This is a genomic window from Pantoea deleyi (genome assembly GCF_022647325.1).
Lineage (GTDB): Bacteria > Pseudomonadota > Gammaproteobacteria > Enterobacterales > Enterobacteriaceae > Pantoea > Pantoea deleyi.
This window is the reverse complement of sequence record NZ_CP071405.1, coordinates 3,952,593-3,976,421: the sequence shown is the minus strand read 5'-3', so window position 1 is coordinate 3,976,421 and position 23,829 is coordinate 3,952,593. Positions and strand designations below refer to the sequence as shown.

General features: G+C 57.9%; 20 protein-coding genes and 4 pseudogenes. 13 read left to right on the top strand and 11 right to left on the bottom strand.

Translation table 11 applies throughout. From position 1 onward, the window contains the following. Positions 1-60: 60 nt before the first annotated feature. The 7 genes and pseudogenes from glyQ (at position 61) to J1C59_RS18565 (ending at position 7,730) form a co-directional block, all read left to right on the top strand. Positions 61-972: a glycine--tRNA ligase subunit alpha gene (gene glyQ / locus J1C59_RS18600; protein WP_003849680.1), complete on the top strand. Its 912-nt coding sequence runs from the start codon at positions 61-63 to the stop codon at positions 970-972. A gap of 9 nt (positions 973-981) precedes the next feature. Then, complete coding sequence (gene glyS / locus J1C59_RS18595; protein WP_111141587.1) at positions 982-3,051, top strand: glycine--tRNA ligase subunit beta; 2,070 nt, start codon at positions 982-984, stop codon at positions 3,049-3,051. A 417-nt stretch (positions 3,052-3,468) separates the two neighbouring features. Further along, positions 3,469-4,155: pseudogene (locus J1C59_RS18590) on the top strand (POTRA domain-containing protein); the annotation flags it as partial. A gap of 157 nt (positions 4,156-4,312) precedes the next feature. Further along, positions 4,313-4,717 (top strand): annotated as a pseudogene (locus J1C59_RS21910) (ESPR domain-containing protein); the annotation flags it as partial. A 210-nt stretch (positions 4,718-4,927) separates the two neighbouring features. Further along, positions 4,928-5,140: an MbeD family mobilization/exclusion protein gene (locus tag J1C59_RS18575; RefSeq protein ID WP_128086036.1), complete on the top strand. Its 213-nt coding sequence runs from the start codon at positions 4,928-4,930 to the stop codon at positions 5,138-5,140. Positions 5,141-5,326: 186 nt separating this feature from the next. Then, entirely contained in the window at positions 5,327-7,015 is a 1,689-nt protein-coding gene (locus J1C59_RS18570; protein ID WP_128086035.1) for a T6SS phospholipase effector Tle1-like catalytic domain-containing protein, read from the top strand. A 10-nt stretch (positions 7,016-7,025) separates the two neighbouring features. Next, positions 7,026-7,730 carry a DUF2931 family protein gene (locus J1C59_RS18565; RefSeq protein ID WP_128086034.1) on the top strand — a complete coding sequence of 235 codons (705 nt, stop codon included), beginning with the start codon at positions 7,026-7,028 and terminating at the stop codon, positions 7,728-7,730. Positions 7,731-7,974: 244 nt separating this feature from the next. Here the strand turns inward: J1C59_RS18565 and J1C59_RS21845 are convergent, their stop codons facing one another. Continuing rightward, the gene (locus J1C59_RS21845) at positions 7,975-8,094 is read right to left on the bottom strand and encodes a replication initiation protein (RefSeq protein ID WP_128086033.1); all 120 of its coding nucleotides are present in this window, start codon (positions 8,092-8,094) and stop codon (positions 7,975-7,977) included. A 95-nt stretch (positions 8,095-8,189) separates the two neighbouring features. Here J1C59_RS21845 and J1C59_RS18560 point away from each other — a divergent pair. Then, a pseudogene (locus J1C59_RS18560) lies at positions 8,190-8,387 on the top strand (filamentous hemagglutinin N-terminal domain-containing protein); the annotation flags it as partial. After that, a pseudogene (locus J1C59_RS18555) lies at positions 8,356-9,417 on the top strand (VENN motif pre-toxin domain-containing protein); the annotation flags it as partial. The pseudogenes J1C59_RS18560 and J1C59_RS18555, both read left to right, overlap by 32 nt. A 297-nt stretch (positions 9,418-9,714) precedes the next feature. Here the strand turns inward: J1C59_RS18555 and J1C59_RS18550 are convergent. The 6 genes from J1C59_RS18550 to fdnG are packed head-to-tail and all read right to left on the bottom strand — an operon-like array spanning position 9,715 to position 16,017. Beyond that, a complete protein-coding gene (locus tag J1C59_RS18550) occupies positions 9,715-9,852 on the bottom strand; it encodes a SymE family type I addiction module toxin (RefSeq protein ID WP_422615478.1) in 138 nt (45 codons plus the stop codon). Positions 9,853-9,860: 8 nt separating this feature from the next. After that, positions 9,861-10,472, bottom strand: a complete 612-nt coding sequence (locus J1C59_RS18545; RefSeq protein ID WP_140917346.1) for a glutathione S-transferase — start codon at positions 10,470-10,472, stop codon at positions 9,861-9,863. Positions 10,473-10,493: 21 nt separating this feature from the next. Further along, positions 10,494-11,417, bottom strand: coding sequence for a formate dehydrogenase accessory protein FdhE (gene fdhE / locus J1C59_RS18540; protein WP_111141320.1), 924 nt, complete (start codon positions 11,415-11,417; stop codon positions 10,494-10,496). Then, positions 11,417-12,058, bottom strand: a complete 642-nt coding sequence (gene fdoI, locus J1C59_RS18535; protein WP_111141319.1) for a formate dehydrogenase cytochrome b556 subunit — start codon at positions 12,056-12,058, stop codon at positions 11,417-11,419. Before fdoI ends, fdhE begins: the two co-directional genes overlap by 1 nt. Next, entirely contained in the window at positions 12,058-12,954 is an 897-nt protein-coding gene (fdxH, locus tag J1C59_RS18530) for a formate dehydrogenase subunit beta (RefSeq protein WP_128086546.1), read from the bottom strand. Before fdxH ends, fdoI begins: the two co-directional genes overlap by 1 nt. 12 nt (positions 12,955-12,966) lie before the next feature. Continuing rightward, a complete protein-coding gene (gene fdnG, locus J1C59_RS18525; protein ID WP_128086547.1) occupies positions 12,967-16,017 on the bottom strand; it encodes a formate dehydrogenase-N subunit alpha in 3,051 nt (1,016 codons plus the stop codon). A 438-nt stretch (positions 16,018-16,455) separates the two neighbouring features. On the opposite strand from fdnG, the gene fdhD reads away from it, so the two are divergent. Continuing rightward, complete coding sequence (gene fdhD, locus J1C59_RS18520; protein WP_242281349.1) at positions 16,456-17,223, top strand: formate dehydrogenase accessory sulfurtransferase FdhD; 768 nt, start codon at positions 16,456-16,458, stop codon at positions 17,221-17,223. Here the strand turns inward: fdhD and J1C59_RS18515 are convergent. Beyond that, complete coding sequence (locus J1C59_RS18515; protein ID WP_140917347.1) at positions 17,220-17,993, bottom strand: DeoR/GlpR family DNA-binding transcription regulator; 774 nt, start codon at positions 17,991-17,993, stop codon at positions 17,220-17,222. The genes fdhD and J1C59_RS18515 overlap by 4 nt on opposite strands. Before the next feature lie 206 nt (positions 17,994-18,199). On the opposite strand from J1C59_RS18515, the gene J1C59_RS18510 reads away from it, so the two are divergent. The 3 genes from J1C59_RS18510 to J1C59_RS18500 all read left to right on the top strand — a co-directional run bounded on the left by J1C59_RS18510 (position 18,200) and on the right by J1C59_RS18500 (position 21,582). Beyond that, positions 18,200-19,540: an aspartate aminotransferase family protein gene (locus tag J1C59_RS18510; protein ID WP_140917348.1), complete on the top strand. Its 1,341-nt coding sequence runs from the start codon at positions 18,200-18,202 to the stop codon at positions 19,538-19,540. 261 nt (positions 19,541-19,801) lie between these two features. After that, positions 19,802-20,419 carry a superoxide dismutase [Mn] gene (gene sodA / locus J1C59_RS18505; protein WP_111141313.1) on the top strand — a complete coding sequence of 206 codons (618 nt, stop codon included), beginning with the start codon at positions 19,802-19,804 and terminating at the stop codon, positions 20,417-20,419. A 194-nt stretch (positions 20,420-20,613) separates the two neighbouring features. Beyond that, positions 20,614-21,582 carry a VirK/YbjX family protein gene (locus tag J1C59_RS18500; protein WP_111141312.1) on the top strand — a complete coding sequence of 323 codons (969 nt, stop codon included), beginning with the start codon at positions 20,614-20,616 and terminating at the stop codon, positions 21,580-21,582. Positions 21,583-21,590: 8 nt separating this feature from the next. Here J1C59_RS18500 and J1C59_RS18495 read toward each other — a convergent pair whose 3' ends face one another. From J1C59_RS18495 to mtlD, 3 genes are all read right to left on the bottom strand, one after another. Beyond that, a complete protein-coding gene (locus J1C59_RS18495) occupies positions 21,591-21,953 on the bottom strand; it encodes a YibL family ribosome-associated protein (RefSeq protein WP_111141311.1) in 363 nt (120 codons plus the stop codon). 104 nt (positions 21,954-22,057) lie between these two features. Continuing rightward, entirely contained in the window at positions 22,058-22,603 is a 546-nt protein-coding gene (gene mtlR / locus J1C59_RS18490; protein WP_208721886.1) for an MltR family transcriptional regulator, read from the bottom strand. A 64-nt stretch (positions 22,604-22,667) separates the two neighbouring features. Then, positions 22,668-23,816: a mannitol-1-phosphate 5-dehydrogenase gene (mtlD, locus tag J1C59_RS18485; RefSeq protein ID WP_128085914.1), complete on the bottom strand. Its 1,149-nt coding sequence runs from the start codon at positions 23,814-23,816 to the stop codon at positions 22,668-22,670. Positions 23,817-23,829 lie beyond the last annotated feature (13 nt).

Sequence of the window (23,829 nt, the reverse complement as noted above, 5' to 3'; positions counted from 1 at the left end):
GTCAAAGGGTATACTGTCGGCCTCTTTTTTTAATCTAACCGAAGCGCGTGCACACTCAACATGCAAAAGTTTGATACCAAAACCTTTCAGGGGCTGATCCTGACCTTGCAGGATTACTGGGCGCGTCAGGGCTGCACCATTGTCCAACCGCTGGACATGGAAGTGGGCGCTGGCACTTCACATCCTATGACCTGCCTGCGCGCACTCGGCCCGGAGCCGATCGCCGCCGCTTACGTGCAGCCATCGCGCCGTCCGACCGATGGCCGTTACGGTGAAAACCCGAACCGTCTGCAGCACTATTACCAGTTCCAGGTGATCATCAAACCTTCACCGGACAACATTCAGGAGCTCTACCTGGGCTCGCTGAAAGAGCTGGGTATGGATCCGACGGTGCATGACATTCGCTTCGTGGAAGATAACTGGGAAAACCCGACGCTGGGTGCCTGGGGACTCGGCTGGGAAGTCTGGCTCAACGGCATGGAAGTGACGCAGTTCACCTACTTCCAGCAGGTGGGTGGCCTGGAGTGTAAGCCGGTGACCGGTGAGATCACCTACGGCCTGGAGCGTCTGGCGATGTACATCCAGGGCGTCGACAGCGTGTACGATCTGGTCTGGAGCGACGGCCCGCTGGGGAAAACCACCTACGGCGACGTGTTCCATCAGAACGAAGTGGAGCAGTCCACCTATAACTTCGAATACGCCGACGTTGATTTCCTCTTTACCTGCTTCGAGCAGTACGAGAAAGAGGCGCAGCATCTGCTGGCGCTGGAAAAACCGCTGCCACTGCCCGCTTATGAACGCATTCTGAAAGCGGCGCACAGCTTCAACCTGCTGGATGCCCGTAAAGCGATCTCGGTGACGGAGCGTCAGCGCTACATTCTGCGCATTCGTACCCTGACTAAAGCCGTGGCTGAAGCTTACTACGCCTCTCGCGAGGCGATGGGCTTCCCGATGTGCAATAACAAAAAGTAAGAGGCAGCCATGACTGAACAAACCTTCCTGGTGGAGATCGGCACCGAAGAGCTGCCACCAAAAGCCCTGCGCAGCCTGGCAGAAGCCTTTGCCGCACAGGTGACCGCTGAACTGGATGCAGCCAACCTGAGCCACGGCGAGGTCAGCTGGTTTGCTGCACCGCGTCGTCTGGCGCTGAAAGTCGCAAATCTGAGCGCCGCACAGCCCGATCGGGAAGTGGAGAAGCGCGGCCCGGCCGTCGCGGCTGCCTTTGACGCCGACGGTAACGCTACCAAAGCGGCCGAAGGCTGGGCACGCGGAAACGGCATCACTGTTGACCAGGCCGAACGCCTCGCCACCGATAAAGGCGAATGGCTGGTTTATCGCGCTCAGGTCAAAGGCGAAGCGGCCCAGGCGCTGCTGCCGGCAATGATCGCGACCGCACTCAGCAAGCTGCCGGTGCCAAAACTGATGCGCTGGGGCGACAGCGATGTGCAGTTTGTCCGTCCAGTGCATACCGTGGTGATGCTGCTGGGTGATGCGCTGATCCCGGGCACCATTCTGGGCATTGAGTCCGGACGTCACATTCGCGGTCACCGCTTTATGGGCGAAAACGACATCATCCTGGAACACGCCGATCACTATCCTGACGTGCTGGAAAAACGCGGTAAAGTGATTGCCGATTATCAGACCCGTAAAGCGATGATCAAAGCCGATGCTGAAGCTGCGGCGCGTCGTCTGGGTGGCAACGCCGACATCAGCGACAGCCTGCTGGAAGAGGTGACATCGCTGGTGGAGTGGCCGGTCGTCCTGACCGCGACCTTTGAAGAGAAATTCCTCAAGGTGCCTGCGGAAGCGCTGGTCTACACCATGAAAGGCGACCAGAAATATTTCCCGGTGTATGACAATGACGGCAACCTGCTGCCGAATTTCATTTTCGTTACCAATATCGAGTCCAGCGATCCGCGCCAGATTATTTCCGGCAACGAGAAAGTGGTGCGTCCCCGCCTGGCCGATGCCGAGTTCTTCTTTAATACCGACCGCAAAAAGCGTCTGGAAGATCATCTGCCCCGTCTGGAGACGGTGCTGTTCCAGAAAGAGCTGGGCACGCTGCGCGATAAAACCGATCGCATTCAGGCTCTGGCGGGCTGGATTGCCGGTGAGATTGGCGCAGATGTGAATCACGCTACCCGCGCGGGCCTGCTGTCGAAGTGTGACCTGATGACCAACATGGTCTTCGAGTTCACCGACACCCAGGGTGTGATGGGCATGCACTACGCGCGCCACGACGGCGAAGCCGAAGATGTGGCGGTGGCGCTGAACGAGCAGTATCAGCCGCGCTTTGCGGGTGACGATCTGCCCTCCAGCCCGGTCGCCTGTGCGCTGGCGATTGCCGATAAAATGGATACGCTCGCCGGTATTTTCGGCATCGGCCAGCATCCAAAAGGCGACAAAGATCCGTTTGCACTGCGTCGTGCGGCGCTGGGCGTCCTGCGCATCATCGTTGAGAAGAACCTGCCGCTCGACCTGCAGACGCTGACCGAACAGGCAGTGCGTCTCTATGGCAGCAAGCTGAGCAATGCCCGCGTCGTCGACGATGTGATCGACTTTATGCTGGGGCGCTTCCGCGCCTGGTATCAGGAAGAGGGACACAGCATCGATACGCTGCAGGCCGTGCTGGCGCGTCGTCCGACTCGTCCGGCGGACTTTGATGCCCGTATGAAAGCGGTGTCACACTTCCGTACGCTGGAGGCTGCGGCCGCACTGGCGGCAGCGAACAAGCGCGTCTCTAACATCCTGGCGAAATCGACCGAAACGCTGAACGACAGCGTGCAGGCGTCGCTGCTGAAAGAGAACGAAGAGATTCAGCTGGCGACCTTTGTGACCGCGCTGAGCAGCAAGCTGCAGCCCTACTTCGCGGAAGGCCGCTACCAGGATGCGCTGGTCGAACTGGCCCAGTTGCGGACTGCGGTAGACAACTTCTTCGATAAGGTGATGGTCAACGCCGACGATCAGGCTGTGCGGGTCAATCGCCTGACGCTGCTGTCTAAACTGCGTGAGCTGTTCCTGCAGGTCGCAGATATCTCGCTGCTGCAGTAATGTGATTAGCCGTGCGAAAAAGGGACGAGAAATCGTCCCTTTTTTTGTGGGTTTCAATCACATGTTTCAATCCGGGCGATAAACATTCTCGCCAGCCTCTCTGCGTTCAGGGCAAAAATCCGCGCAGTCGCTTTGCGCGCGGCTGAAAATTCATAAATCAGCAACTTAACTGAATCTTATGGCGCATTTAGCCTGAAAATTCAGTTTGCTGCTTCATCTCCTTTGCCCGTCTTCATGCCATTTTTACCCGCTATCCGCAGGTTAAGAAACCGCCTGAAAAGTCGTCTTACCCCTTGTTTTTCCTCTCTCCAGAGCGATAATCCGCCAAAAGTTACACCCGGTTACATTTAGTGAAATGGAATTTTCATGAAAAGGATTTTTTTACTGCGCAGGCCTGCGTCACTACGTTTGCTTGGCATGATGGCAGGGGCGATATCCTGCGCTGCTTTACCGCTGATGGCTGCGCCACCTGTTAATCTCCCCCATGAAGAAGGTCTGACGATTGATAGCCGCGAGCAACTGCGCCAGCAGCTGCGCGAGCGCCTGCTGCAACAGCAGAATGCACCGCAGGTGGATGAACATCTTTCGCGTCCGGATCGTCCTCTGCCAGGTTATCCGGTCAGTGAACATCCCTGCTTTGCCATTAATCAGATCGCCCTGACGAGCGAAGCAGCCAGCCGTTTTCAGTGGGCACTTGATGCTGCCGCCGACGCTAAAGGCCGCTGTCTGGGCGGGCAGGGCATCACGCTGATCATCAACAAAGTGCAGAATGCGATTCTTGCCAGAGGCTATGTCACGACCCGTGTAATGGCGCAGGAACAGGATCTGACCAAAGGAGTATTAACGCTGACGCTGCAGCCTGGCCGCATCGGACAGATTCGCTTCGAAGAACCTGTTTCCTGGCGCGGACGGCTGTGGAATGCCGTTCCGGCGTCATCGGGCGATATTTTGAATCTGCGGGATATTGAGCAGGGTCTGGAGAACTTTAAGCGGGTGCCCAGCGCCAGTGCCGACATTAAGATCGTGCCGGGCGAGCAGGAAGCGACCAGCGATCTGCAGGTCAACTGGCATGAAGGCAGATCGGTGCGGCTCAATCTGGGGCTGGTTCAGCTACGACCTGTTTGCGGGCGTGCCGCTCTATAAACCGGCGGGTTTTCATACATCAGGCGCGACGGCGGGTTTCAGCGTTAACCTGGAAATCTGACCAATAAAGCGGGCGATCCCGCTGGCTGAACTTCTGACTTTCACACGGATGTGACCCATGAATAAACATTGCTATCGCATTATCTTCAGCCGGACCCATGGTGAGCTCCGGGTGGTGTCAGAACTTGCCCGCAGTTGCAGCACGGAACCCGGCCAGAGCCGTGGCAATGGCGCGCCGCGTCTCTGGGTCACGTAACGCCGCACGACGTGGCTGCCTGGACTGGCGCTGTGTGCCGGGCCAGCACTGGCAAACGGCATTGTGGCGGACAATAGTGCGATGCCCGGTCAGCGACCAGACGTCATCGCTACGCAGAACGGGCTGCCGCAGGTCAATATTACTGCGCCGAATCAGGCAGTTATCTCGCATAACCAGTATCAGCAGTTCGATGTCGCGCAGAACGGTGCCATCCTGAATAACTCCGCAGTGATGACCTCGCTGCTGCTGGCCGGGACGTGCGGGGGCGTGCTGTGGCTGCTGAGCTGGAAAATCGCGTCGAACCTGGAAGACATCGCGGCGCAGAATGCCATGCTGGAGAAGGTGAACGCGAAGACGTGGGGCGTGACGAGCAACGGACGTTTTCTGGTGCTGCCGAAGGGCATGAAAGCCGAAGCGGGCTGGACGGTGGACAACGGGAAGCGGAACGCGGTGAAGCTGATGAAGGAGTAACGGAGCATGACAGAGCTGGAAACGCAGTTGCTGAGCGCATTAGAGCAGCTACAGCAGGACTACTCGCAAAGGCTGGACGAGTGGGAGAGCGCCTTTGGGGAATTGCGGACGATATGTGGTCTTATGCAACGGGATAACGAGCGGCTGAGCGGGCAGGTCATGCACTTGAGTCAGCAGGTAGAGCGCTTGAGCGGGCAATTGAGTCGTTTGAGCCGGTAGTGCAGCGGCACGAGTACAAGGTGGCGGCCGCACGTGCGCAGGTGGTGCATGAGCAGCGCCAGAAGGCGCTGGTGAAAGAGCGGGAGTACCGGGGCCGTCGCTGGAGCTGTAGCGGCCTGATTTGGGTTAAGGGCGGACGGGGGTATGATGCTCCTGATTTAGCCTTTCAGATAAAAAGGATTTTTTATGATCGAAGATGAAAAAGACGTGCCGGGCGACACCTGCTATTACCGGTATGAAGTTATCGGAGACAGCACCCACCGGACCAGTGTTCACAACAGCTTTAAAACCGTCCAGTGCCGGCGGGTGCCGGTCAGGGGGATAACGCTGACGGTGGGGGTGTTCTTTGACGGTACGGGGAATAACCGGGCGAACGCAGACGATCTGCGGCTGGCATATGCCCACTGCGCCAATCTGGTTGGCGAGGAGCGTGCCAGGGCGTGCGCGAAGTATGAAGAGCGCGCCAGAGCCGGGCTGGGTAACGCCAGCTGGCAGGGCGGTCACACCAATATTTCACGGCTTTACGATCTTTATCAGCTCAGTGATGAACTCAACGACAGTGAGAGAGAGGCGCAGGTCAAAGCCTACGTCAGCGGCATCGGGACGGCGGACGGGGAAAGTGATTCGATGCTGGGGAAGGCGCTGGGGAGCAGCCTTATCCGGCAGTTTGAAGGGGTGGTGACGAAGACCGATGAGGCACTGGACAAGATCAGCGCAGAGCTGACCCGCTTTATCAAACTTAACCGTGACAAAGTTGCGATCGCGAAGGTGCAGTTTGATGTGTTCGGATTCAGCCGCGGTGCGGCGGCGGCGCGGCATTTTGCCAACCGGGTTATGAACCAGGACGCGGCGATAGCGGCAGCGATAGATAGCGGGCTCGATATGGCGGGGCACCACGGGAAACCGGCAGGAGAGGTGCGCTTTCTGGGGCTGTTTGACACGGTGGCGGCCATCGGGAGCCTGCTGAACTTCTACGGCGTTAACGGGCGCAGCAACCCCGGGGTGAATCTCGAGCTGCGTCCCTCAGTGGCGCAGAAGGTGTTTCAGATAAGCGCGATGCACGAGTGCCGGTATAACTTCAGCCTGAACAGCATCGCGGGGATGTGGCCGGCGCTGCCGCTGCCGGGGGCGCACTCGGACATTGGCGGGGGCTATAACGCGGGGGAGGATGAAATCTCCCTGCTGACGATGCCGGACTTTGAGGTGACGCGCGACAGCGCGGATGAAATGCAGACGGCGGTATACCGTCAGGCGGAGAAGATGCGTCAGGCGCTGTACTCGCTGCCGGCGCTGAAGTACCTGATGCCGCACGGCGAGGTGGAGACGAAAATGATTTCGTGGCCGCTGGTCAATCAGAACAAGGCGCGGGCATTTATTTTTGAGAAGAACGTGGGCGCGGCGGTGTTCATGACACGCAGGGCGGTGCCGAACGACTGGGAGAAGGTGAGCCTGCGGGTGATGCTGGATGCGGCACAGGACGCCGGGGTTATGTTTGCACCGATACTCAGCAGTAACAAAGAGCTGGCGCTGCCGTCAGAACTGCTTCCCCTGTGTGATAAAGCCATCGCGCAGGGGCGCGCGGTCCGGCGCGGCGCGGAGCCTGAGGGTTTCACGGAGGAGGAGATGCGGACCATCGGGCGCTACCTGCACTGTTCGGCGAACTGGAACATCGACTCGGACCTGAGCCTGTGGGTGAGTCCGTCCTCGGGCGAGGTTTTTCTGCGAAATAACTATGCGCCGACGGACGAGCGCTCGTTCGTTTGGCCGATGGCCCCGGGCAAAGGCTGGGTGCGGACGGTGTGGCGGATGGACGACCAGCAGCAGTGGGAAGACCGGGCGCGGGCAAACGCGGACGCGCTGGACGGACTGTTCTGAGGTGGCCGGGATGAGACGATTACCGCTGATGGTGGGCGTGATGGTGGGCGTGATGGTGGCTGCCGGCTGCCATGACCGCCGGGCAGGCGTGAAGACGCTGCTGGGCGACGGCGTGGTGCAGTGGGGGCAGAAGCTGCCTTATGACCACTGGCAGTTTAATTTTTTTCACCCGAAAAACCTGCCGGCACTGGTGACAATGGTGTACCTGGAGGACGGTGATATCAGGGAAAGTATTTTCCGGCGACTGGACCCAACGGAGCCCAGCCAGAGCAGTGTGGGGAAATGGAGCCAGCGCGTAGGTAGTTTTTCAGCCAATTTTAATATTGGCAAGGCGTTGCCGGTCAGGATGACGGTGTGCTGGGACTCGGTCATCGATAAAAAGGCATATGAGACGGAGATCTGGTTTAGCCGGGAGACGTGGCAGCAGATGCTGACTGCCTATCCTGATACCTATAAGCCGGGAAAGACATATTACCGGGAAAATATGATTATCGGACTGGCTCCGGGAGGGACCGTGCGGGTCTGGCTGGAGGATAATGGCGATCCTGTTGTACTCCAGCATCCTGCGCGGCAGTTTACCCTGACGGGGGATGATATGCTGATATGCAAAAACGTTCCTAACCAGATTGCTTTCAGTTACATCGAAGCTAACGGTTACGATCCCTTTATCCGCGATTTTATCAAGGGAAAGCCCTATCCGTATGGTCACTGGTAGGGCGTAACGATCAGCAAAATCAAAAGGATTTTCTTCAGATCCTTTTTTTCGGTCGTCATCTCCGGCTCTGTAAACGAAAAAAACCACGTTCTCAGGCGTGGGTTCTTTCGAAGGTTAGAAGTTTCTCAGGCTTTCTAACCTGTGGTAACTGGCTTGGTGGAGCACAGATACCAAAACTGTCCTTTTCAGTGTAGCCGCAGTCAGGCCACCACTTGAAGAAGTCTCATATCTAAATCCACCTTGTTCAGTTACCAGTGGCTGCTGCCAGTGGCGTTTTTACGTGTCTTTCCGGGTTGGACTCAAGACGATAGTTACCGGAAGGGGCGCAGCAGTCGGGCTGAACGGGGGGTGTTCGTGCATACACCTGGCCCTGGAGCGAACGACCTACACCGAGCCGAGATACCAGCGCGTGAGCTATGAGAAAGCGCCAGGCCTCCCAGAGGGAGAAAGGCGGAACAGGTAACCTCCACGCAACTGGCCGGAATGATTCAGGGCAACCCCGATCTCAAGCCCGGCGCAGCACCGGCGCGGGTGATCCTCAACGAAGTGAAGAGCAATAATCCCAGCCAGCTTCGCGGTTATCTGGAAGTGGCGGGCGGACGGGCGCAGGTGATTGTCGCTAACCTCGTATGCGGCGGGCAACTCGGCGCTGGCCGGGGCATCGGGCGCGGCGATGGGCGAGTACATCGCGCAGCAGCTGTATCCGGGTGTCAGGCGTGACGACCTGAGCGAAGAGCAGCGCCAGACGATAAGTGCGCTGGGGACGCTGGCGGCGGGTCTGGCGGGCGGTGTAGTGGGAGACAGCGCGGGCGGTGCGGTGGCGGGGGCGCAGGCGGGTAAAAATGCGGTTGAGAATAACTTCCTCAGCGCCACATCCTCAGACAGGCTTGATAAGGCGATTGAGAAAATCAGACAGGGCGATAAGTCTCTGGCCGCTGCGAATGAGCTGCTGAAACTGGAAAATGCCGATAAACGCAGCGATGCGCTGGTATCCAAATTCACTAAAGATTCGTCGCAGATGAACAGCACGGAGCGGGCTGAGCTGGCCGGTTATCTGCGGGTCTACGCTGCTGAGATGGAAAAAGAATATGGCTCAGCGGTATCACAGGAACTGGTGAAAGGATTGCTGTCGGGTCAGGACTATGTGAAACGGAATCCTGACTCTGAAGCGATGAGCAAGGCTCAGAGCATTATGAATACCTGGGGCTACCATAAATCGAATGCGAGTATCGGTGATCTGCCATTAACGTTTAGTGGATCAATGCTTGGCAGCACAATAAAAGAAACCATCGCCATTAATGCAGCAATAGGAGCCACTGTTAATGGTGTATCCCAATTAGGCGGAAAAGATCCGTTCAGTTATGTTGACCTGATTATGGCTGGCATAACGTCAGCCGCCACCACGGGTAAAGGCATCGGTGTATCAGCGTCCATTAATATGGGCGGGGCAGCGATTAGCAGCGGGATCAAGGGAGAAAACCCAGTAAATTCGGTTATTGGCGCAGGAATAGGCTCTGTCGCAGGGAGTAAAGCGGATAAGTACATTACTGGTGGATTATCTACAGCAGCCAAAGAAGGCACCGCTGGAGTAATTGGTGCTGTTGGTGGCTCAGCAGCAAGTGAAATAGTCGGTGGAATTACAAAAGATACTCTTGATAAAATGGAACAAAAAGATGCAAAAAAATAAAACACGTGAACTCGTAACTCTTATTTATCGTTGTTCTTTTGTGTTTTTTTTTTATTTGCTTTGTAGCGAGCTTTATTGGCTCAGTGCTGATTTATTTTAAAGTCGGTTCTTTTTTGTTTGACTGGACAGAAACTATTCTGCTTTCGCTAAAAAAAGGTTTAGTTATCGGCGTAACTCTTGGAATTGGTCTCTGGATAAAAACCCGACTACAAGAGCGAAAAGATAGCAAAACGTCGGTTAAATAAACTCACCGATCCCAGCCCTTGTGGCTGGGATTTTACATTAAAGGTCAGCCAGTTATCCTTCATCCGCCAGCCGGATGATCAACTGTCCCGGCCCGCTGATAACCTCGATCTTCTGCCCGGTCGTAAATCCCAGCGCTTCCAGCCAGCGGCCTTTAATGGTCAGCTGTGGCAGCGGGTTCGGCTGGCTCATCGCACCCCTCACGCCGCAGGCGGCGTCGTCCGCGCAAAGCTCTCGCGCTGAAACAATGTTTCCGCCAGCTTCACCAGCGCTGGTCGCCCGACGCACCAGTTCGGCACCACGCGGCGGAAATTGAGGTAGCCGATCATGCAGCCGGTAGCGATATCCGCCAGATTGAGCTGGCCGTTATTGAGCCATTTTCCCTCTGCCACCTTCGCCTCCAGCATGTCCAGACTGCGCTGAATCTTTTCCCGATGACGCAGCAGCACCTCTTCTGACTGACGATCGCCCGGACGCAACTGCTCGCGGACGATTACCAGCGCGGCATCGCAGATGCCATCCGCCAGCTTCTCCATCTGGCGGATGTTAAGTGACGCCAGCGGATCGGCTGGCAGCAGGTGCGGTTCCGCGCCGCGCTGCTCCAGAAATTCCGCGATGATGCCGGAATCGAACCAGATTTGCTTATCATCAGCGACCAGCGCCGGGACTTTGCCCAGCGGATTGTAGTGCGGCACATGGCTGTCATCGCTGTAAGGCGATGCGTTAACGAATTCAAACGTAATGCCTTTTTCCAGCATGATGACTGAAATCTTTCGCACAAACGGACTGGTGTAGCTGCCAATAAGTTTCATCGGGTTCTCCGGAGTCAGTGACTATTCGCCAGGAAACATAAAGGGATTGAGACTACTGCGCGCGAAGCCTTCCTGCTCCATTCTGGCATCCAGTATCAGCGACGCCAGGTCATCCGCCACCGGTTCAATGGCCGGATCTTTTTCCTGATAGAGCATCTTCAGATAGGTGCCACAGTCGCCGCAGCTCTCGGCCTTCACGGCCGCCTGTTCGCTTTCGAGCGACCAGTAGTGCAGATCCCGGGACTGTTCGCACTGGGTGCATTTGCTGCGTACCACATGCCACTCACTCTCGCACAGATTGCAGTGCAGATAGCGCGCGCCTTCGTGGCTGCCCATGTGCACCACGCTGGCGACCGGCATACTGGCGCAGACCGGGCAGAACTGGCGCTGCTCGCCCATCTCCGCCCGCGCTTTGCCGGGGATCAGCGCGGCCATCTGTGCCCAGTAGAGCGAGAGGGCTGCCCAGATAAAGGGCGCTTTATCGCTGCTGACCTGCGCATACTCGCCGGTAAACAGGGCGCTGGCCAGTGTCTCCAGCTCCGTGGCAGAGGCCTTTTCCAGATTCTCCAGCACCGCCAGCGCCTGGCCGCTCATCTCCGGCTTCAGCTCGGCAATCAGCGAATGGAGCAGCCGCTGCCAGTGCGGATCGCGCGGCAGGGTGTGAATATTGAGCGGCGGCTTGCCCTCGCGGGCGCTCTGCGTCAGCCGGGCATGAAGATCCATGTGCAGCGGATGGTCATACAGCACAATCTCCTGCGCTTCCGCGATCGTCGCCGCGAAGCGCAGATAGTCGCCGAGTGGATTTTTCGCCGCCAGGTCGCGCAATCGCGCGGCACGGCGGCTGTATAAATTTTTCAGCCGGGGAAAAAGTAACGGCGGAATCATCTCCGCCGTTGTTTTTTCGCCTTTCTCCAGCTGGTCCTGCGGGATTATGCGAATACTCATCAGGGGCGTTTTTCCTGTTTTATTGGCCGGTTACGCTGCTCACGGTACCAGCGGGGATGATGCTGTCTGGCCCATTCGGCGCTGACCCAGCCTTCCACCATCGCGGTCAGGGTCCCTTTGACCCACAATGCAGCATAAATGTGCACCATAATGACGATGATCAGCGCCACCGCAGAGACCGAATGCACAATCAGCGCCAGACGAATCAGGGGAATGGCAAAGGCATCCGCAAAGTAAGGCCGCCAGATCACAATACCGCTTACAAGCAGCAACACTAAGCTGATGATAGCAGCCCAGAACACACACTTCTGACCAAAGTTATATTTACCGGTATCACCCACCTCTTCATTCAGCGCAATCCGATGAATGTTTCTGGCCCAGTAAAGGTCATCGCGGGTGATCAGATTATGTTTCCAGTAACGCAAAAACATCAGCATAAACGCTGCAAACATCACTACGCCGGTGAAAGGATGCAGGATACGCGCCAGTTGTGGCGTGCCGAATATCTGCATCAGCCAGTTAAAAGAGGGGAAGAAAAACCCTAACCCGCTTAACGCGGCCATGACAAAGCAAATCGCGACAATCCAGTGATTGATGCGTTCGGGTGCGCGGTAACGCACCAGATGATCGGGCTTTTTCATTATTGATGCTCCTCAGGCTGATCGCTGTTGTCGTCATGCTCCGTGACGCGATTCGGGCCCACGCCAACATAGTGGAAAATTGATGCGGCAAACGTCGCGGCAAAACCCACTGCCGCCAGCGGTTTCCAGATCCCTTTCCAGAAGGTCACGGTCGGGCTGATGCCAGGATTCGCCGGCAGCCCGTGATAGAGCTGAGGCCTGTCAGCGTGATGCAGCACATACATGACGTGGGTGCCGCCCACGCCTTCCGGGTTATAGAGGCCGGCATTTTTAAATCCGCGTGACTTCAGCTCCGCGATGCGCGCTTCCGCCAGCGTCAGCATGTCGCTTTTGCTGCCGAAATGAATGGCTCCGGTCGGACAGGTTTTCACGCAGGCGGGTTCCTGGCCGACGCTGACGCGATCCACGCACAGGGTGCACTTATAGGCGCGGTTATCCTCTTTGTTGAGCCGTGGCACGTTGAACGGACAGCCCGCGATGCAGTAGCCGCAGCCGATGCACTGCTCAGACTGGAAGTCGACGATGCCGTTGGCGTACTGGATGATGGCGCCTGCCGACGGGCAGGCTTTCAGGCAGCCGGGATCGGCGCAGTGCATGCAGCCCTCTTTGCGGATCAGCCAGGCCAGCCGGCCATCCTCCTCAACTTCCGAGAAGCGCATCACCGTCCAGGATTTGGCGCTGAGGTCGACAGGATTGTCATAGACCCCGATGTTATGCCCGACCTCATCGCGGATGTCGTTCCACTCCGAGCAGGCCACCTGGCAGCCTTTGCAGCCGATACAGGTGGTGACGTCGATCAGTTTTGCCACCTGACGCTGGTGATCGCGCGCCTGCGGCGGTGGGGTAAAGCCATTGGTCGCCGAGCGACGGATAATATCTTGTGATTGATAAGCCATTGTCATCCACCGTTACGCTTTTTCGACTTTTACTAAGAATCCCTTGTACTCCGGGGTCTGCGAGTTGGCATCGCCAACCGACGGCGTCAGCGTATTGGCCAGGAAGCCCTTCCGCGTGGTGCCTTCAAAGCCCCAGTGACAGGGAATGCCCACGGTGTCGACCGGTCTGCCATCAATCGTCAGACGCTGCAGACGACGGGTGACCACCGCTTTAGCGTTGATATAGCCACGCTGCGACGTGACTTTGACGCTGTCACCGGCGCGGATCCCTTTCTCCTCGGCCAGTTCGGTGCCGATCTCAACAAACTGCTCCGGCTGCGCAATCGCATTCAGCAGGGCATGTTTCGTCCAGTGACGGAACAGTTCGGTGATGGAGTAGGTGGTGGCGACACAGGGGTAGTCAGCGGCCTTACCCAGCCGGGCGGCGTCGCTGCTGAAGAGCCGGACGACCGGACTGTGGCGCTGCTGTGGATGCAGAGGGTTGTCAGCGAGCGGGCTTTCCATCGGCTCGTAATGTTCCGGGAACGGGCCATCGGCCATTTTATCAAGCGCAAACAGATGACCCAGGCCATCAGGCTGCATGATAAAGGGACCGGCCTGCTTCTGCGGCGACAGCGTGACCGGATAATCCGGTACGTCGATACCCTGCCAGCGTGCGCCATCCCACTCGATCAGGCGGCGCGCGGGATCCCAGGCTTTGCCCTGCGCATCCGCCGAGGCGCGGTTATAGAGAATGCGGCGGTTAGCGGGCCAGGCCCAGGCCCAGCCGGAGACTGCACCCAGCCCGGACGGATCGGCGTTGTCGCGCCGGGCCATCTGGTTGCCCTCTGGCGTCCAGCTGCCGCTGTAGATCCAGCAGGCGCTGGCGGTGGTGCCGTCGTTACGCAGTTCAGCGAACCCGTTGAGCTGCTGGCCCTTTTTCAGCAGCAGCGTGCCGCTGGCGTCATAAATATCGGTCAGCGCCTGACCGTTGCTCTCCTGCGCGACCTCTTCCGGCTCGGGATTGCACGGATCGCGGTAGTCCCAGCGCATCGCCATCAGCGGTTCCGGCGCGGCACCGCCCTCACGCTGATAGAGCGCACGCAGACGCATAAAGAGGTTGCCGAGGATTCTGCCGTCGTGCAGCGCCTCCGCCGGTGGCTCGGCGGCTGCCCAGTGCCACTGCAGCCAGCGCGACGAGTTCGCCACCGATCCCGACTCTTCCGCGAAGCAGGAAGAGGGCAGACGGAACACTTCGGTCTGGATGGTGGACGGGTCAACATCGTTAAACGCGTCGTGATGCTGCCAGAAGCTGGCCGTCTCGGTGCGCAGCGGATCGATCACCACCATATATTTCAGGCGTGACAGTGCCCGGACCGCTTTGTTTTTATCCGGGAAGGCCGCCAGCATATTGAAGCCCTGAATCAGACAGCCGTTCAGCGCTCCCTGCTCCATCATCTCCGCCTGCGCCATGCAGTCGTAGCTTTTATCCCACTTCGGCAGCCAGTCGTAGCCCCACTGATTTTCCGCCGTGGCCTTGTCGCCGTAGAAACTCTTCATCAGGCTGACGAAGAATTTGTCGGTGTTCTGCCAGTAATTGACCTGATCCGGCAGGGCTGCGGCTGGCGTGACCTGTTGCAGGTAGGTCGCCAGAGTACTCATCTTCTCGGAGGGCAGCGGCAGATAGCCCGGCAGGCTCTGCGTCAGCAGACCGAGATCGGTATAGCCCTGGACGTTGGAGTGCCCGCGCAGCGCATTAATCCCGCCGCCCGGCATACCGATGTTGCCCAGCAGCAGCTGGATCATCGCCGCCGTGCGGATAATCTGTGAGCCGTTGGTGTGATGGGTCCAGCCCAGCGCATAGAGAATCGTCGCGGTACGATCGGGCACCGCGGTCGAGGCGAGCTGCTCACACACCCTGATGAAGGCTTCCTGCGAGGTTCCGCACAGGCGCGTCACCATTTCCGGCGTATAGCGGCTGGCGTGGGTTTTCAGCAGGTTCAGGACACAGCGCGGATGCGTGAGGCTCTCATCGCGACGGGCAAATCCCCTGTCATCCAGCTCATAGTGCCAGCTCTGGCGATCATACTGGCGGGTAGTGGCATTGTAACCGCTGAACAGACCGTCGTTGAAGCTGAAGCCCTCTTTGACAATCAGCGCAGCATTGGTGAAGGCGCGCACGTACGCCTGCTGGATCTGATTGTGCTGCAGCAGATAGTTGACGACGCCCATCAGGAAAACCACGTCGCTGCCCGCCCGCAGTGGCGCATAGTAATCCGCCACCGCCGCCGAACGGTTAAAGCGCGGATCGACTACGATAACCTGGGCCTTGTTATGGATTTTGGCCTCAATGACCCACTTGAACCCCACCGGATGCGCCTCGGCGGGATTACCGCCCATAATCATCACCACGTTGGCGTTTTTAATGTCATTCCAGTTATTGGTCATTGCACCGCGACCAAAGCTCGGTGCGAGTGCGGCGACGGTCGGGCCGTGGCAGAGGCGCGCCTGATTCTCCAGCGCCAGAATCCCCAGTGCGCGGGCAAATTTCTGATCGAGCAGGCCGGTTTCATTACTGGCGGCGGAGGAGCAGAGCATGGAGGTGGTCGGCCAGCGGTTGACCGTCACGCCCGCCGCATTGGTGGTCTGGAAATGGGCATCGCGGTCCTGCTTCATCAGCCGGGCGATGCGATCAAAGGCTTCCTCCCAGCTGATGCGCTGCCATTTATCGGAACCGGGCGCACGATATTCCGGATATTTCAGTCGCTGCTCGCTGTGAATAAAGTCGAGCACGCCCGCCCCTTTCGGGCAGAGCGATCCCCGGCTGACCGGATGATCAGGATCGCCTTCGATGTGATAAATCGAGGCGCTGGCATTCTTCGCCCCATCGCCCAGGCTGTAAATCAGCATGCCGCAGCCGACCGAGCAGTAGGTACAGTTATTGCGGGTTTCTCGGGCGCGGATGAGTTTGAATTCTCTGACGCTGGCTAAAGCTGTGGTGGGGGCAAAACCGAGTAGCGCAGCACTGGTTCCCGCCAGGCCGCCTGCACAGATTTTAAAAAAACTCCGTCTGTTTATTTGCATTTTCGTTCTTCTGTATCGGCTCCATTGCGAAGCCCTGCAAAATAACAGTCTTATCTGCGTCTAAGTTGACCAGGGTCAACAGGTTAGTCATTAGTAATTCATTTCCTACATTTTGTTAAAAACCCTCGACAGTGAAGGGAAGTTGCAAGCAGATTTTCAGCGGCCGCCACGGATTACTGTTGTTATATGCTTACTGATGTTATGCCTGAAAAATGACCCTTCTCATTTTCTGCACCAGCGGGCGCGCCAGCCCGCTGCGACGGTAAAACCGCATGAATTGCCCCGCGGTTTATTTGCGCAACCCGGGGCTTAGAGGCAGAATCAGGACGCGGCGGAATACGGCGCTGAATTTCATCATTTATTAACAACAGGTCATATTTTTTGAAAGCTATCCAGCCTGACTCAGGCGAAGATTTAACAACTCAGGCCGGTGTCAGCATGACGCAGGTGTGGCAGCGTGACGATCTGACGGCCGCCCGTTCAGACTGGCTGGCGGACGAAGTGCCGGTGGCGCTGGTCTATAACGGTATCTCTCACGTCGTGATGATGACCACGCCAAAAGATCTGGAGGCGTTTGCGCTGGGCTTTTCGCTCTCTGAGGGCATTATCGATGCGCCCGGCGACATTTTTGGTATGGATATCGTGCCGGGCTGCGACGGTATAGAGGTGCAGATTGATCTTTCCAGCCGCCGTTTTATGGCGCTGAAAGCGCAGCGTCGCGCGCTGGCAGGGCGGACGGGCTGTGGCGTCTGTGGCGTTGAACAGCTGGAACAGATCGGCAAGCCGCTCTCGCCGCTGCCCTTTACCCAGACTTTTGCGCTGGACAGGCTGGATCGGGCGCTGGGCGAGCTGAAAGCGTATCAGCCGGTCGGCCAGCTTACCGGCTGTACCCATGCGGCCGCATGGATCCAGCCCGACGGTCAGCTGGCCGGGGGCTGCGAAGATGTGGGGCGCCATGTGGCGCTGGACAAGCTGCTGGGCTATCGCAGCCAGGCCGACTGGGGGCCGGGCGCGGTTCTGGTCTCCAGCCGCGCCAGCTATGAAATGGTGCAGAAGTCCGCCATGTGCGGCGTGGAAATCCTGTTTGCGGTTTCGGCGGCGACCCGCCTGGCGGTGGAGGTGGCCGAGCGCTGCAACCTGACGCTGGTCGGCTTCAGCAAACCCGGCCGGGCCACCATCTACAGCCACCCTCAGCGGCTGCGTTAAACCACCATCACCTCCGGCAGTTGCTGCTGCAACGCCGCAAGGGCGGCACCGTCGCCGCCGCCGTCGGTAATCAGCAGAGAGATCGCCTGCGGTGGCGCGTAGACCGTTCGACTGACCACGCCCAGCTTGCTGTGATCGGCCAGCAGATAGCAGGATGCAGACTGCTGCACCATCGCACGGGCGATCGCCGCTTCGTGCAGATGAAAGCTGGTGGCCCCGCAATCTGCCTCAACGCCCACCGGCGACAGCAGCGCAATATCGGCACGGTAGCGGATGATTTCGCCAACGGTGATTTCGCCGCGTGTCTGCTGTGCGCCCGCTGACATGCTCCCGCCCAGCAAAATAATCTGATTGTTCAGCGTCTGATCTTCTTCTCCGGCGCTCAGGGCCAGCGCCGCCTGCAGGCTGTTGGTGAGGATCGTCAGGCCGGAAAGGGCGTGCAGCTCCTCTGCCAGAAACGTGGTGGTGCTGCCCGCGTCCAGGAACAGCGTCTGTCCGGGCTGCAGCAGCTGCGCGGCGGCGCGGGCGATGGCGCGTTTTTCACGGGTCTGCTGGCTGCGGCGTTCGGTCAGCGGCGGTTCGGCTGGGGTTTCCAGCGCGACCAGCCCGCCGTGAACCCGGCGCGCCAGTCCCAGCGCTTCCAGCTCAATCATGTCCCGACGCGCGGTCTCGCGTGACACCTCCAGCTCCCTGACAATGCGTTCAGTACTCACCTGGTTAAGCCGGGTCAGTAAGGCACGGATACGGTGAAGACGCATTTCCTGCAGCATAGTGGTTTCCTTATAAAGCGCGAAGAGCACGGATAATACGCCAGTCAGGCGCAGGCGTCCGTCTGAATCGGGGGCCAGCTTAGCGCGACTCCTTGCCGCCGTCATGTGTATTTTATTGCATTTGTGTATTTTGTTGCATTTTCAGCGCAGGCAGGCATGATAAGAGCATCCGCTCTTCCCCTTTATCCCTGAAACCGGAGTCAATTATGGCCACGCGTTCCACCATTATGGATACCAACAGTTTTCGTGCCGAACATGCCGCTGCGCTGGACAGCGACACGCGTAAGCTGACCGATAAACGCAGCAAAGTGCTTGGCGAATCCTATCGCCTGTTCTATCGCAAGCCGGTTCATCTGGTGCGGGGGGAGGGGCAGTATCTGTGGGATGCGGCGGGCGATAAATATCTCGATGTCTACAACAACGTAGCCAGCATTGGTCACTGCCATCCGGCTGTGATTGAGGCGGTGACGCAGCAGATGAAAATGCTGAACACTCACACCCGTTACCTGCATGAAAATATCCTCGACTACAGCGAGGCGCTGCTGGCGACGACGCCGGCGGCGATCGATCGCGCGATGTATATGTGTACCGGATCGGAAGCCAACGATCTGGCGATCCGCGTGGCGCGCGCCTTCAGCGGCGGCACCGGGATTATCGTCAGTAAAGAGGCCTATCACGGCACCAGCGAGCTGACCTCCGGCGCCTCTCCGGCGCTGGGCAGCGGGCAGCCGCTGGCACCAACCACCCGACTGGTGATGCCGCCGGATGCTTATCGCGTGGATGCCCCGGATCTGGGCGACTGGTTCGCCAGCCAGATTCAGCAGCAGATTGATGATATGGCCGCGCACGGCATTAAGTTTGCCGGATTCCTGGCGGATTCGATCTTCTCGTCGGACGGCGTCCTGCCCGACCCGCGCGGCTTCCTGAAAAAAGCCGTCGAGGTGGTGCATGCCAACGGCGGTATCTTTATTGCCGATGAAGTTCAGCCAGGCTTTGGCCGCACCGGCGATGCGTTCTGGGGCTTTGGCCGTCACGATGTGGTGCCCGATCTGATCACCACCGGCAAGCCGATGGGCAACGGCATTCCGGTCTCCGGACTGCTGGCAAAAAGCGAGGTGCTGGCCGCCTTCAGCGACTCGATTCCTTACTTCAATACCTTTGGCGGCAACCCGGTCGCGATGGCGGCGGCGCAGGCGGTGCTGAAAGTGATCACCGAAGAGGGATTACAGGAACACAGCCGCGTGGTCGGGGCGAAGCTGCTGGCTGAGCTGCGGACGCTGATGGATCGCTATGAGTGCGTGGGGGATGTGCGCGGTGCCGGGCTGTTTATCGGCTTTGAACTGGTCACCGATCGTCACAGCAAAACGCCGGACAAGACGCTGGCGCTGGATCTGATTGAGAAGCTGCGTGAACATCGCGTGCTGACCTCGGTCGCCGGCCCCTATGGGAATGTACTGAAACTGCGCCCGCCTCTGGCTTTCCAGGAAAGCGACATCGACTGGCTGGTGGGGGCACTCGACAGCGCATTGCGCGCGCTGGGCCGGTAGGGCGCAGGGCAGGGCAGGCGCGGCATTCGGGCCGATGGCGCGCCCGCAGACGCGGCGGGGCGATCTAACCGGCAAAGGCAGTGCGGACCGCTGCCCGCTGTAAAAACAACGGGTTGCTTTTGCCGGGTTTCGCAAATCCTTATTGTTATTAGGGCATTGATTACCCTTTTACGCTACATGAATTTAACTATAATGATTCGACTGCTTACGCGGCACGTCCCGAATTCGTCGTGCTGCTCATATTAAATGGAGAGGAAGAACATGAGTTATTCACTGCCATCCCTGCCTTACGCATACGACGCACTGGAACCGCATTTCGACAAGCAGACGATGGAAATCCATCACACTAAACATCACCAGACCTATGTGAACAACGCCAACGCGGCGCTGGAAGGCACTGAATTTGCCGATCTGCCGGTCGATGAGCTGATCACCAAACTGGATCAGCTGCCAGCAGACAAAAAAGGCCCACTGCGCAACAACGCAGGCGGTCACGCGAACCACAGCCTGTTCTGGAAAGGCCTGAAAACCGGCACCACCCTGCAGGGCGACCTGAAAGCGGCTATCGAGAAAGATTTCGGCAGCGTGGAAAAATTCCAGGAAGAGTTCGAGAAAGCCGCAGCGACCCGTTTCGGTTCAGGCTGGGCGTGGCTGGTTAAGAAAGGTGACAAGCTGGCTGTGGTCTCTACCGCAAACCAGGATAACCCGCTGATGGGTGAAGCCGTTGCCGGCGTATCGGGCTTCCCGATCATCGGTCTGGATGTGTGGGAACACGCTTACTACCTGAAATATCAGAACAAGCGTCCTGACTACATCAAAGCGTTCTGGAACGTGGTTAACTGGGACGAAGCAGCAGCCCGCTTCGCAGCAGCACAGTAAGTTAATCCCGCGTTAACCGCCTGACCGGTGAAATCTATTTCGCCGGTTTTTTTTATCTTTATATTGCGCATTCCCAGATGGAACCAGAAATCTTCATAAATCAGTTTTAATGTTATTCTGCATTAACCTGCCGTTGATATTGGCTATGTTATTTTCAGTGACAATCCTGCTTAACCCACTGTGTGTCGCTGACTATGTCAATTATAACTACTCACGAAACTACAACAGATTCCTCTGCTTCACTTTTTTTTCAGTTAATTAGTGGCAAATACGTTCCGGATAAACTCTGGATAAGTAAACGGTTCCGGATGAAATTTGTCTTAAGGACCTTAATATCGCCACTGACGACGCTGCATTATCTGGATGCCCTGTCGCGTCTGCCGCAACTGCCTCTGCTGATGAGCACTCAGGGCCTGCTGCCCGCCAAGCTGCACCGGCCTTATCTGCGTTCCGGGCTGAGCATTGCTGCGCGTGCGCAGGCGATTCTCGATCATTATACCCTGATGAATAACCTGGAAAATCCAGCGCTGCGTCAGCTGCTGCAGAGCGCCACCGATAATCCGCTGGCTGCGCTGACCGGTAAAAACGGCGAAGCCTTTTTACTCTCCTGCAGCTCAGGTTATTTCGACCGTGAAGGCGAAGTGACGCTGGTGTTGCGTTATAACGATGAAATCATCGCGTCGCTCTCATTTTCTATTCTTAATGAGAATAACCAGCGCACCTTATTAATTGGCGGATTACAGGGGCCACGGAAACATATCAATAATGAAGTGATCCGCGAGGCGACAAAAGCCGCGCAGGGTCTCTTCCCGAAACGTTTGTTAATGGAAGCGGTGTTTATTGTTGCGAAACAGTGCGGTGTTGAGAAGATTCTGGCGGTGGGCGATGAGACACACGTATTCCGCAGCCTGCGCTATCGCCACAGCAAAGGGGATAAGTTCTTTGCCAGCTACAGTGAATTCTGGCTGTCGCTGAGTGGAGAGGCGCGCAGTGACGGGATGTTTACCCTGCCGCTGAGCCTGCCGCGCAAAACGCTGGAGGAGATCGCCAGCAAGAAGCGCGCAGAGTATCGCCGTCGCTATGAACTGCTGGATGCGCTGGCGGAACAGGTCTGTGCCGCCGCGGGCGAACGCAAAGCCGATGTCGATCAGGCGGCTGCCTGATCGACGCTTCAGAAGGCGGTTCGGGCGAAGCCGGTCATCACTTTCAGGCCCATTTCACGTCCCAGCGCGGTCATTGGATGCACCACCACCAGGCCGCGCACGCTTTTCTTCAGCGCGCCCAGATTAGCCTGCTCTTTTTTGGTAATTTCGCGGCTGAAGCCCATTTTCTGCAGCTTCTGCGCTTCGGCACTCAGCTTTTCAACCCGCTGATTGCGCAGACGCTCGATCTCCGTGACCAGCGTTTCTTTCTCTTTCAGCAACGCGCCCAGTTTCTCGGTGTCACCCGACTCCAGTAACTGCGGCTCTTTGCGGTTCAGTGCGTCCAGCTTATCGCTGAGAAGTTTGATTTCGTTCTTTTCTTGCTCTTTCATGACAACAACTCGTTGAGGAAAACAGGCTAAGGATACACCAAATCGGGTGCAGGTTCCCGCTCAGCGTAAGACAAAAAAGGCGCCGGAAAGGGCGCCTGACGGGATTAGCTGCCGGACTTTTTAAACGCCTGCCGGATGCTGATGCGGGCGATCAGTTCGGTAAGCGACAGGACCATGGTGGATCGCACCATCTGCAGATAGCGCTGCTGCTGCATACTGCGCAGCTCCGCATCGTCGGTGTGAAATACCGGGGCTGGCGGCCAGGCGGTGACGCAGTGCAGCTCACCAAACGGGCCGAGGATTTCATCGTCGGTAAAGCGGTAGTCGGCGGTATCGTGATTCAGCTCTTCGCGCAGCGCCAGCAGCAGTTCACCATCTTCATATTCGTGCCGGCTGATGACCCCCAGGCCATAAACCAGCTTCAGACGAACCGAGAGTTCGCCCAGCGGCCCATCGCCCAGCAGCAGCGGCTCCACCGCATATTTCACCGCATAGTCATCTTTGCGGAACACCTGCAGCACCAGCAGATTGACCGCTTCAGCCAATAGCTCAACGGCGGCGATAAGAAAGCTTCTCACCGAACGACCGGCGTTCAGGCGCTCAAGCACCCGGTTCTCAAAAGCTTGCTTCTCTTCCATTATTGCCTGCATGGGTTTAATACCGCCGTTGGGCGCAGGCGTACTGCGCCCGGCTTGCGTCACTGACACGCGCGCATTATGCCATAGCGTGCCAGGCGCTCACCACAGAAGCCACCACTTCGCTGTCGGCATCCAGACCGGAAATCTCAGCCAGCGTCGCCCGTGGGCCCTTTTCTGCCAGCAGCGCGGCCAGCTCCTGCGCCTGCGGGTCCTGATCGCTGCGATAGTGCATCGCGGCCGCAATCCCCTGCACCAGGCTGGCGTGCGGCAGACCATACTCCAGCGTGCCCAGGGTCGGCTTGATCAGGCGATCGCCCGCACTCAGTTTACGCAGCGGCTGACGGCCTACGCGCTCAACATCATCTTTCAGGTAAGGGTTTTCGAAACGGCCCAGGATTTTGCGGATGTAGGCCGCATGTTTCTCCGCGTCGAAACCGTAACGCTGGATCAGCACCGCGCCGCTCTCCTCCATCGCGCCTTTCACCACGGCCCGGATTTTTTCGTCCAGAATGGCGTCACGAATGGTCTGATGACCGGCCAGCTGGCCAAGGTAGGCGGTAATCGCGTGGCCGGTGTTCAGGGTGAAGAGCTTGCGTTCAACAAAGGCCATCAGGTTGTCGGTCAGCTCCATGCCGGGGATGGTCGGCAGGTCGCCTTTAAACTGGGTTTTGTCGACAATCCACTCGCTGAAGGTTTCAACGGTGACTTCCAGCGGATCGCTGCTGCCCGCTTCCGTAGGTGGCACGATGCGGTCGACGGCGGAATCCACAAAGCCGACGTGCTGCTCCAGCCAGGCGTGATACTGCTCAGGCAGCGCCTTCAGGACATGCTGTTTCAGCTGACTGGTGCCGCGCACCATATTCTCACAGGCGATGATATTCAGCGGACGGGTCGTGCCGTCATCGCTGCGTTTAGCCAGCCCTTTCGCCACGCTGCCGGCAATGCGCTCCAGGATCTGCGGGCCCACGGCGGTGGTCACCAGATCGACCTCAGACACCAGGGTGACGATCGCCTCACTGGTGCTGTTCACGGCGCTGACGCCGGTCACGATTTCTGTTCTGGCCTGTTCGCCAACCACATGAACGGGATACTCATGACGCGCGTTCAGTGCATCCAGCACCGTCTGATTCACATCGGCAAAAACCAGTTCGATACCGGCATCAGCCAGTAATTTGCCGATAAAGCCGCGACCGATGTTTCCTGCTCCGAAATGTAACGCTTTCATAATTTTTGACCCA

What these genes read in the sequence shown, in the direction of transcription:
- J1C59_RS18550 (WP_422615478.1), bottom strand. Translation starts at nt 9,852, where the DNA reads ATGAGCCAGCCGAACCCGCTGCCACAGCTGACCATTAAAGGCCGCTGG.
- fdxH (WP_128086546.1), bottom strand. Translation starts at nt 12,954, where the DNA reads ATGGCTTATCAATCACAAGATATTATCCGTCGCTCGGCGACCAATGGC.
- J1C59_RS18575 (WP_128086036.1), top strand. Translation starts at nt 4,928, where the DNA reads ATGACAGAGCTGGAAACGCAGTTGCTGAGCGCATTAGAGCAGCTACAG.
- mtlR (WP_208721886.1), bottom strand. Translation starts at nt 22,603, where the DNA reads ATGCAGGCAATAATGGAAGAGAAGCAAGCTTTTGAGAACCGGGTGCTT.
- J1C59_RS18570 (WP_128086035.1), top strand. Translation starts at nt 5,327, where the DNA reads ATGATCGAAGATGAAAAAGACGTGCCGGGCGACACCTGCTATTACCGG.
- J1C59_RS18510 (WP_140917348.1), top strand. Translation starts at nt 18,200, where the DNA reads ATGGCCACGCGTTCCACCATTATGGATACCAACAGTTTTCGTGCCGAA.
- sodA (WP_111141313.1), top strand. Translation starts at nt 19,802, where the DNA reads ATGAGTTATTCACTGCCATCCCTGCCTTACGCATACGACGCACTGGAA.
- J1C59_RS18545 (WP_140917346.1), bottom strand. Translation starts at nt 10,472, where the DNA reads ATGAAACTTATTGGCAGCTACACCAGTCCGTTTGTGCGAAAGATTTCA.
- J1C59_RS18515 (WP_140917347.1), bottom strand. Translation starts at nt 17,993, where the DNA reads ATGCTGCAGGAAATGCGTCTTCACCGTATCCGTGCCTTACTGACCCGG.
- fdhD (WP_242281349.1), top strand. Translation starts at nt 16,456, where the DNA reads ATGACGCAGGTGTGGCAGCGTGACGATCTGACGGCCGCCCGTTCAGAC.
- glyQ (WP_003849680.1), top strand. Translation starts at nt 61, where the DNA reads ATGCAAAAGTTTGATACCAAAACCTTTCAGGGGCTGATCCTGACCTTG.
- J1C59_RS18500 (WP_111141312.1), top strand. Translation starts at nt 20,614, where the DNA reads ATGTCAATTATAACTACTCACGAAACTACAACAGATTCCTCTGCTTCA.
- fdhE (WP_111141320.1), bottom strand. Translation starts at nt 11,417, where the DNA reads ATGAGTATTCGCATAATCCCGCAGGACCAGCTGGAGAAAGGCGAAAAA.
- mtlD (WP_128085914.1), bottom strand. Translation starts at nt 23,816, where the DNA reads ATGAAAGCGTTACATTTCGGAGCAGGAAACATCGGTCGCGGCTTTATC.
- glyS (WP_111141587.1), top strand. Translation starts at nt 982, where the DNA reads ATGACTGAACAAACCTTCCTGGTGGAGATCGGCACCGAAGAGCTGCCA.
- fdnG (WP_128086547.1), bottom strand. Translation starts at nt 16,017, where the DNA reads ATGCAAATAAACAGACGGAGTTTTTTTAAAATCTGTGCAGGCGGCCTG.
- J1C59_RS18565 (WP_128086034.1), top strand. Translation starts at nt 7,026, where the DNA reads ATGAGACGATTACCGCTGATGGTGGGCGTGATGGTGGGCGTGATGGTG.
- fdoI (WP_111141319.1), bottom strand. Translation starts at nt 12,058, where the DNA reads ATGAAAAAGCCCGATCATCTGGTGCGTTACCGCGCACCCGAACGCATC.
- J1C59_RS18495 (WP_111141311.1), bottom strand. Translation starts at nt 21,953, where the DNA reads ATGAAAGAGCAAGAAAAGAACGAAATCAAACTTCTCAGCGATAAGCTG.